The following is a 9,118-nucleotide window of genomic DNA, read 5'->3' as shown; positions in this document are numbered from 1 at the left end:
TTTTATGCTTAAATTCAACCTCAAAGATTGTTTCCTCACCATTTGCCATCATATGGGGGCCGATGTTGTCAGAGAAGATTTAGAGACACTCACGCAAGATGGTCAGGAGTTTGATCATCGGCGCCTTAAACAGGCCGCTGCCTACTGTGGCCTGGACATGATAAAAAAATGCAGCGGACTTAATGATATTACGGAAAACGACTTACCCTGCATCATTCAGTTAAAGAAAAAAAAATTCATGACCATCACCGAAATTCGTAACGGTGAGTATTTTGTAGCATCACGAAAACATCCTCTGGGATTATGGTTGTCTTTGTCACGATTAGCATCGGTTTATACCGGCACGCTTTTCTGTTTCAGTGAACAACAGGACAAAGCCACTGCCAGCAAGCTATTGATGCCTGCCTGGTTTCGCGCACAGATGAACGAACTCCGACCTCACTACGTTCAGGTATTGCTGGCGACCCTGATGGTCAATCTACTGACTCTGTCGCTACCGTTATTCACCAACATGGTGTTCGACAAACTCATCCCAACCTTTGCTACTGATACGCTGCTTGTTCTGGGGATTGGCATGCTGTTGGTAGTGACCTTTGATTTTGTCTTGCGCTGGCTCCGCACTTATTTTGTCGATGAGGCCTGCCGGGTTATTGAAAAGCGCAGTGAACAGTTCATCATGGGCCGCCTTGTTCAGCTGAAGCAGAGTGAACTGCCTGACTCTACGGGTCGCATTACCCATGCTGTGGAAAATTTTGCCCGGGTTAAAGAATTTCTGTCCGGAACGGTGGTGTTATCATTTCTGGATGCACCATTTTTTATTCTGTTTACCCTCATAATAGGAATGATCAGTGGCGTCATGGCACTCATTCCTATTGGCATTGCGGCCTGCCTGATACCGATTGCGATATTCAGCTATCGAGGCACGCGTCATCGTGCCAGCCAGCTGACCCGCGCCAACAATGCCAAAAGTGCCTTTCTCTACGAAGTGAGTTCAGAGCTGGAAGCCATTAAAACCCTGGGTGCGACACGCAAGACTCAGGCGCGCTGGCGTAGTTTGGTCACCCGTTCTGCCTGGGCATCGCTGGCCAGTAAACAGTCTAATATTCTGCTCAACACCCTGGTGGCAAGTGCCAGCCAGATTGTGGTCATCGGCATGCTTGTCCTGGGTGTCTTCCAGATACACAGCGGTAATCTTTCGTCTGGCTCTCTGTTTGCCTGCATTATTCTTGGTAGCAGGGCCATTGTTCCGCTGATGAGTCTGGCCATGGCAGTTAATCGCCTAAGCTTCTCCATCAAGGCATTGAAAGAGATTAACGATCTGCTGGGTCTGGCAGGAGAGGATGACTGCAACGATAAGCTCAATGTTCCAACCCTGAAAGGAGTGATTGAATTCGATAAAGTGTCCTATCGATATAAAGCCACGGAACCTGAAATTCTGAAGAACATCAGCCTGAAGATTGAGCCGGGAGAGCGGGTAGCCATACTGGGTGCATCTGGCTCCGGGAAAAGTACACTCATCCGCATGATTCAGGGGCTGGTGGAACCGACTGAAGGCAATGTAATGATCGATGGTCGCAATCTGCAGCACCTTAATCTGGACCATTACCGCAGCCACTTCGCCGTGGCACCTCAAAAACCCTCCGTATTCGCTGGCACACTGAAAAGTAACCTGATGCTCGGACAGAGTTCAGCATCCACTAAAAAGCTGGATGAAGCCTGTTATGGGGCTTGTCTGGATGGATTTGTCCAGAAGTGCTCCCGGGGCTATGCCCACGAAGTTTTAGAACGGGGCGAGAATCTCTCCGGTGGTCAACGACAGGCACTTTGCCTGGCTCGTGCTCTGTTGCGTCGGGGTCGTTTACTGATCCTTGATGAACCCACCAGTGCCTATGATAATTACAATGAAACGCTTTTCTGTCAGCGTCTTCCGGGTATCCTGGAAGACGACCAGACGCTGATTCTTGTCACTCACCGGCAAAACCTGTTGCAATTGGTGGATCGGATTATCGTGATATCGGAAGGTCGTATCATCGGTGACGGTAGTCGCAGTCGCGTGCTGAAGGAGCTCAATTTTCAACGGTCAGTCACATCTTCAACACCTACTGCATAATCAAAAACCTTTTTAATAGGCGGGAGTGATGTGCGCTTCAGTTTCACCCTCCCCTGCCAGCGGCCCCACAGTTCCGGGCGAATAGCCGGATTATTGATGCCGATGTAATAAAATTGCTGTGCCTTGCCTGATTTCAGTTCCGGGAAAGTATGTGCTTTGACAAGTTCGTCATTGGGTGCAACGAAACTCAACGTTACCTGATCACCCGTTGACAGCCCGATGAACCGGACCCAAAAAAACAGGCGCTGGTTTTTGTCACCAGCACCGTTATTAAAATTTCCACTTTCAATCGACTGGTAGTTGACCGGGGGAGTGCTATTGAAACCCTGATCCAATAGCAACCCCGGGAGGTAGGTTATCCTGTTGTCTTCGATCCCGAGCCACAGACTGTTGAGCGTATCCCCACACTCGCTTCTGTCTGGTTTTCCGATAAACGGGTCAATCGTCTTATTGTGATGTGTCACCTGAAAATGGACATGGGGAAATTCGGTTAATCCCGACAGGCCAATTTCTCCCAGTAACTGCCCCTGTTCGACCTGGTCACCTTTTTTGACGGTCAGACTCCCCTTTTTCAGATGGCCATAAATGCTGCGCCAGCCATCCCCATGCTGGATAACAACGGCATTGCCCAGACCGATCTGTTTTATTTCCTTACGTCGGGCAGGGTTCAGATAAGTATCCGCAATGCCATCCCGTGTCGCGACAACCGTGCCATCGGCTGCTGCCAGCACAGAAACACCCTTATTCATTTGGGGCAGGTTAACTAACCTGATATCGGTACCAGAATGGCCGTCATAGGTTTGCTGACGGCACTGATAGTCGCTGTGGCCCGAAGTGGGGTCATGGTCAACATAGTTTTGGATAAAGCAATCAACACCATAATGACAAGCCACCGGGAAAATAAAATCCGGACTGTTGTCAGCCGAAGCGGCCAGACTCCAGATCAGAGGAATGATATGCCGGTGAACCCTCACGTCTCAATTTCCTTTTATTCTGGCCTTCATATCCTTAATCGCCCTGGACATGGAAATGAACATCTTTTCCATTCGTGACTGCCTGATTTGGCTGTCCTGGTTATCTTCCTGAACTTTATCGGAAAGTGCCTGCAACTGCAGAGAGACACCTTTAAGTTCGGTGGCAGAGGCGTCTGTTTTCTGTGCGATGAATGCTTTCAGCTCGGTGACCTGCTCAGTGGTTTTCCCATGACTGCGCCCCAGAGCCTGCTGCTCATTCAGCAGAGCATTGACAATCTGAACCAGCCGATGCTTGCTTTCCTGTACTGCGCCCAGTGCTTCTATACTGGCATCGGCCTGAGTAGAGAACATCTGGCGCAGTTTTTCTGATTCCCGCAATTGCAGCTCTGCTTGCGCTAACTGATCCGACTGGAGTCTGGCAGAAGTTTCAATATGTTGTTCAGTCCGTAGCAGGGATTCAGACAGCCCGGAGGTCTCATTGGCCAGCTCACGGTGATTATTGTTGAGTAAAGTGATCAGGTTTTGCCACTGCCTGTCATCTGCAGATTGAATACTGATTCTCTTCAGAGTATTGGCGATGGTACTGAGCTGGGTGGTAATCTGCTCCAGTTGCCCGTTTCCGATGGCTGGAGCGGCAGTGGTCGTAGCCGCTCCACCATTAGAACTTCTCTCAACGGTGTGCTCAGCCAGCCAGTTTTCCATGGCAGAGGTGAAGTAATGGCCGGCCTTGTCCAGGCTGAGCAGAAAAATACCCAGCACCAACGAAGTACTCAGACCCATAAGGGAAGAACCGAAGGCGGTGCTCATGCCGCCAAGAGGCCCTTCCAGACCTCGGATCAGCTTGATCAGGGTTTCCATAATATCACCGCCATCCAAGCCTCCTGCCAGATCAGACAGGATGCCCCCGATGGAGCCAATGGTGATGGTGAGGCCAAGGAAAGTTCCAAGTAGTCCGATAAAAACCAGCAGGTCGGTGAAGTAGCGAATGAAGGCGGACTTTTCGCTCATACTGTCCTGCAGAGAGTCTACCAGAGCTCGGGTTGCTGGTGCCGAGAGTCTGATAACACCCAGAGATGCAACATTGTTTTTGAGCAGGGTGACAGTTGGCCCCATCAGGTGCATCTTCAACGGTTTCGGTTTGCCCTGCTCGTTCTGGCTGCTCCTGTCTCTTTGGATGTTCTGATCGCCCGGATCATCCGAACCGTCCTGGTCGGCTTTATTTTCAAACAAGATCTCATCCAGTTTGGCAACCACCAGAACATCATCTTTAAGATGATACACATAGATGAAGCAGAGCACCGAACCGACTATGAATACCGATAAAATCGTACCGTTCAGCGGCAGATTTGACATAAGTGCCGTGATAAAAAAATCTCTGGAAAAATAAACCAGGATAATGCTGGCTACGACGACAAACTGCATACGCCTTATGAAGCTCTCTATTCTTTTCGGGTTGGCAATATGCAGCTCAGACATGTCCTTATTATCCCTTTTTGTCCGTGTTGCCCGTCGTTCTCTCGCCTGTCCTCTGAAACATCATTGGGACTCGTCTGCCAGACTTCGCACTGTGTTGATGACATCATTCAGGTAATAGCGGATTTTCAGCGTACTCTTGTAATACTCAAACCGGAACACGGCGCTCTGGACTCGACTGTTATGGTAATCCCCCTGGGCTGTGGTGATATCCAGCAGGGTCTTTTCACCCAATTCAAATTCTTTGTAATAGAGGTCGACAATTTCGCGGTTGGTTTCCAGTGCCTCTTTATTGACGGCCTTTTCATCTCTTAACTTCAACATCGCGCTGTAAGCTTCCTCTGCCTCTTTTTCCAGTGCCAGTGTTGCCTCTCGTAACTGATGATTAGCCCGCATCACTTTGGCATTAGTTTCATCAACATTGCTTCGGGCCTTGAATCCGTCCCAGATGTCATAACTCATTGTGATACCGGCAGCCTGTGTGCTTGACCATTTGCCGTTGGTGTCCAGAGAGTTTTCCCTGTTGGTTTCAATTTTCAGGTCAAATTTGGGATATAGATCGGAACGGGCTTTGTCTCGATTTTCTTTGGCGAACTCAATGTTTTTTCTGAGAGACTGGATCTGATAACTCCGGGTTGTTGCAAATTCGACCAGTTCCTTCGGGGTTTGCTTGATGACCAGTCCGTCCAGCGAAGGAATTGTCAGGTTTTCTGGCTCAATGTTCGTCAGGCTTTTAAAGGTTTTACGGGCAAACGTCAGGTCTGTCTGATACTGGATCAGCTCAAGCTGGGCATTCTGGCTCAGACTGGTCAGACGCTGAACATCAGATTTGCTGGACGCACCTGTCTGATTTCGGGTTTCAAGGATGCCCAGAAAACGATCGTAAAAGGCGATATTCTCTTTGATATATCTGATCACTTCCTCAAGCTTGAGTATCTCCAGAAAGGTGTTTGAGGTGAGCAGGACGAGCTGCTCACGGCCGTTATTAAGATCCTGCTGGTAGGCATTTAGCTTGTATTTTCTGGCGCTGATCTGGTTAGAAGTCCGACCAAAATCGTACAACACCTGATTAAGAGTTACTGATGATTTGCGCTTTTGCTGCCAGGAACTGTCTGAATTGTTGCTCTTGCCACTTTCCAACTGGAGGGTAACCTTGGGGTGGTAGTTGGCGTAACTCTTGTCCAGTTGAGCCTCTCCAACCTCAACCGTAGCCTCCAGAGACTTCAAGGTCGGGTTGATCTCCAGTGCTTTGTTGACCGCTTCAGGTAACGATAAGGCACTCACTGGAGAGATAAGAATTAATAAACTCACCCCGAGCAGACTTTTTAGTTTCATAAAATTTGATCCTGCCTGTCCTGATTTTTTTGCCGCGTACCCCTACCCCATCTCTTCAATCCAATGGATATAGGACTTTAAAAGCCTCAGAGTCTTATTCGGCCCACAGCACGAAAACTGCAAAGGATCGCTTCTTTTAGTATTCCGTTTTGCGGTAAACATTTATTAAGAAACGCATCAGACAGGCGATAGATAACCAGACAACAGTTGATGTAACGGTTCCTGTTTGAATTTCTACACTACACATCTGCAACTGGAGCACAATGGCTAAAAAAGTTGAAAGCAACCCATGGCCCGGATTTGTGGATGCTCTTTCGACCACACTGCTGGTCTTTGTTTTCCTGGTCGTTGTGTTGGTTATGGTCGTTTCTGCGCTGAGTGTTCAGGTGGGTTATGATATTGCGCAGTCGTCTATTGAAGCTGAGCATGCGGCAGCCGGCTCAACCGAAGGACTGGAATCGGGTCAGCAAGCCTCGGTGGAATCGGATATTGAGAAGGAAATCATTTCTGAAGCCATGAGCGTTAATTTAGAGAGCCAGGTATCCACAGAGATTAAGAGTAAACTCATTCGCATAAAGTACGAAGATTTCAACTCACGTCTTTCTGAAGCGGCAAACAAGGAGCTGGAAGAATGGGTTCAGGCAAACATAGCTGATTTTCAGGGTAAAACGATCCATGTTATTAGCCTGCTCAATAGCAGAAGCCTGGCGAAAACGGTTTCTTACGAAATTGCATTCAACCGAATTTCTCAAGTTCGAAAAATTCTTCTGGATGCTGGCATGCCCGCTGAATTTATCAAAATCAGACTGGACGAATCCGGCACCGAGCAACGAAACCAGGTGGTTATCAAACTGGTGGATAACGAATAATGATGAAGCCACTGCTTACCCGAATGCGGCACCGATCGTTTTCCCGCTATTCCATCATTTTTACCATCACTTTTATCGTTCTGTGTTTTCTGGTCTGGTCAGCCATTATCGAAATAGATGTGGTCGTCAAGAGCAATGGTCGGGTGACTACTTTCAGCAATAACCGTGTGGTTGAGCATCTGGAAGGCGGTATTCTTACCGAACTGCACGTGCAAGAAGGGCAGCGGATTCACAAAGACATGGTATTGTTTACGGTGATGAATCCTTCCTTGACCGAGAATATCAGCATTTTGAACCAAAGACTCAGAGGGCTGACCGCAAAAGCGCAACGATTGTATGCTGAAATGACGGGTAAAGAACTGATCGCTGCGAGCAAACAAAAGACTCGGAATAACGAGCATTATCTTAACGAACAAGAGCTGTATAAAAAACGTGCCAGAAAGCTCAGCGAACAAATCTCCATTGTCCGCCAGCAGATTAACAAAGAAGAAGCCCAGTTATCTGAGCTTGACCAGGTCATCAAGGACATGAAAAACGAACGGGCGGTAGCTCAAAAGCAGTTGGATATACTGACGACGCTTCTTCAGGAAGGTGCTGGTTCGATTCATAATCAGCTGGAAAAAAAGATGGCGTTGCTGAAAATTGAGACCAGAATCAATCAGTCAATGAAACAGATTCCGGTCATTGCTGCCAACCTGTCAGAGCTGCGTTTAAAGAAAAAAAAACTGATGACAGATTTTCGTGAAGAGGCACAGCATAATTACAACAAAGTCCGGTTAGAAATTGTTCAAATTCAGGCACAGATTCACTCTTCCAGTGAACGGCAGGTCCGTAAAAAAGTGGCGGCACCGGTTACAGGTACTCTGCATACCCTGCATGTCAATACTATTGGTGAGGTCGTATCGCCGGGTTCGATATTGGCAGAGATAGTGCCAGATGGAGTTCCCCTGATGGTAGAAGCTATGGTGGCACCACATGACAGAGCCAGAGTCTGGCCCGGTCAGTCAGTGAATGTTCGGGTTTCTGCCTACGATTATACGACTTATGGCTCTCTGAGGGGCAAGGTTCTGGAGGTGAGTGCTGACACTTATGTAGATAGTGTCACGGCTAAGCATTACTACAAGGCTATGATTGAGACGGAAAGTTCAGGGTTTGATGAAAATAATCAGTTGATCCCGGGTATGACCGTTGAACTCAATATACTGGCAGGTAAACGCACGCTTCTTGGTTATCTGCTGGGGCCGTTGTCTGAATCCATTCAATTTACTGCGAGACTGTAATTCAATTTGTGTCAACGCTCGTGGCCCTTATCGGGCTCCACGCTGAGCGAAACTCCGTCCAAAAATCTTAGTGACAAGGGATCCTGAAGTTTAAAAAAACCTGTTGCACCTTTCTATAAAGAGAAGAGAGCGTTGGAATTGATACCCCGCTATTTAAAATAGCTATCACACGGAGGCTGACCGAGAATAGACTGCCCCTCCGCGGCAACTGCTCCTGCATTGCTCTATCAGCCTGTCGAACTTAAGGCTGTCCTACTGCGGTTGTTGTCATTAGCGGAGCTCCCAATTTCTGCTTTCCCTTGGTAGAGAGAAGGTCAGCTACTTCGAATACGTTCAATTTCGAGGTTAATTATCCCTTAGCAAACGTTATGGCCTATTATCTTCCTGTCTGCGCTTCGCTGTGGTCGTTACCTTCCACCCCGCAAGACTTGGTACACAGCTGCCGACCACAGCTTTACCGTGGCGACCATTTCAGGTCGCAAGATTGTACGCGCTTCAAGGCGCACCTCCACCAGTACCATACTGCAACAGTTTGAATACAACTTTCCTATCATTGTGATAGCCATTGCCAATTTCCAGTTTCAATTCCTTGTTTATAAACTTTATTTTATACAACAGGAGGATTACCCCATGAATGCATCCAGCCAGATAGAGAAAAAACAGGATAGTTTCAATGTTCCTGCTCAGCAATCCAACAAGCAAAGTGATTGCAATTTCAACAATGACTATTATGGAGACCGGGTCTGCCGTGTACCTTCTAATCCGAAAGAAATGGCAAAATGCAGAGTTGATCATCAATAAATTCATGATTGAGTACTAAAACTGCCTAAAATCGTTCCGGACGATCCTGTTACTTCCGGGTTTGGATGGGAGCACGAAAATAAACGACGCATTGCTTAAGAAGTTTTGTCGTTCTTTCGGGTGACATTACATTGTCCTGTAACGGATAAACAAAAACCCCAGCCGATCACTCAACTGGGGTTTTGCTTTATTCAATGCCTGGCGATGACCTACTCTCACATGGGGAAACCCCACACTACCATCGGCGATCTGTCGTTTCACTTCCGAGTTCGGGAT

The 9,118-nt window shown here is 47.8% G+C and carries 7 protein-coding genes; 4 read left to right on the top strand and 3 right to left on the bottom strand.

Translation table 11 applies throughout. The features are described from left to right. Nucleotides 1–4 precede the first annotated feature (4 nt). Nucleotides 5–2,110 (top strand): ATP-binding cassette domain-containing protein, encoded by a 2,106-nt coding sequence (locus KBW69_RS06065; protein ID WP_257280298.1) that lies wholly within the window; start codon nt 5–7, stop codon nt 2,108–2,110. Here the strand turns inward: KBW69_RS06065 and KBW69_RS06060 are convergent. The 3 genes from KBW69_RS06060 to KBW69_RS06050 are packed head-to-tail and all read right to left on the bottom strand — an operon-like array spanning nt 2,074 to nt 5,892. Beyond that, entirely contained in the window at nt 2,074–3,084 is a 1,011-nt protein-coding gene (locus tag KBW69_RS06060; RefSeq protein WP_257280297.1) for a M23 family metallopeptidase, read from the bottom strand. The two genes, KBW69_RS06065 and KBW69_RS06060, sit on opposite strands and share 37 nt — an antisense overlap. 3 nt (nt 3,085–3,087) lie before the next feature. Beyond that, a complete protein-coding gene (locus tag KBW69_RS06055) occupies nt 3,088–4,560 on the bottom strand; it encodes a hypothetical protein (protein WP_257275179.1) in 1,473 nt (490 codons plus the stop codon). Nucleotides 4,561–4,620: 60 nt separating this feature from the next. Beyond that, nucleotides 4,621–5,892, bottom strand: coding sequence for a TolC family protein (locus tag KBW69_RS06050; RefSeq protein ID WP_257254500.1), 1,272 nt, complete (start codon nt 5,890–5,892; stop codon nt 4,621–4,623). Between the two features lie 263 nt (nt 5,893–6,155). Between KBW69_RS06050 and KBW69_RS06045 the strand changes: the two genes are divergently transcribed. The 3 genes from KBW69_RS06045 to KBW69_RS06035 all read left to right on the top strand — a co-directional run bounded on the left by KBW69_RS06045 (nt 6,156) and on the right by KBW69_RS06035 (nt 8,842). Then, nucleotides 6,156–6,761, top strand: a complete 606-nt coding sequence (locus tag KBW69_RS06045) for a hypothetical protein (RefSeq protein WP_257254501.1) — start codon at nt 6,156–6,158, stop codon at nt 6,759–6,761. Then, entirely contained in the window at nt 6,761–8,041 is a 1,281-nt protein-coding gene (locus KBW69_RS06040) for an HlyD family type I secretion periplasmic adaptor subunit (protein WP_257254502.1), read from the top strand. Before KBW69_RS06045 ends, KBW69_RS06040 begins: the two co-directional genes overlap by 1 nt. Nucleotides 8,042–8,500: 459 nt before the next feature. Further along, complete coding sequence (locus KBW69_RS06035; RefSeq protein ID WP_257280296.1) at nt 8,501–8,842, top strand: hypothetical protein; 342 nt, start codon at nt 8,501–8,503, stop codon at nt 8,840–8,842. Nucleotides 8,843–9,118: the final 276 nt, after the last annotated feature.

It is taken from the genome of Endozoicomonas sp. ISHI1, assembly GCF_024606225.1.
GTDB lineage: Bacteria > Pseudomonadota > Gammaproteobacteria > Pseudomonadales > Endozoicomonadaceae > Endozoicomonas_A.
Note: the sequence above shows the minus strand (reverse complement) of the source record. Positions and strands in the feature narration are given on the sequence as shown.

Bases quoted from the DNA above. Each gene is read 5' to 3' on its own strand.
- KBW69_RS06065 (WP_257280298.1), top strand. From the start codon at position 5: ATGCTTAAATTCAACCTCAAAGATTGTTTCCTCACCATTTGCCATCAT.
- KBW69_RS06055 (WP_257275179.1), bottom strand. From the start codon at position 4,560: ATGTCTGAGCTGCATATTGCCAACCCGAAAAGAATAGAGAGCTTCATA.
- KBW69_RS06050 (WP_257254500.1), bottom strand. From the start codon at position 5,892: ATGAAACTAAAAAGTCTGCTCGGGGTGAGTTTATTAATTCTTATCTCT.
- KBW69_RS06045 (WP_257254501.1), top strand. From the start codon at position 6,156: ATGGCTAAAAAAGTTGAAAGCAACCCATGGCCCGGATTTGTGGATGCT.
- KBW69_RS06040 (WP_257254502.1), top strand. From the start codon at position 6,761: ATGATGAAGCCACTGCTTACCCGAATGCGGCACCGATCGTTTTCCCGC.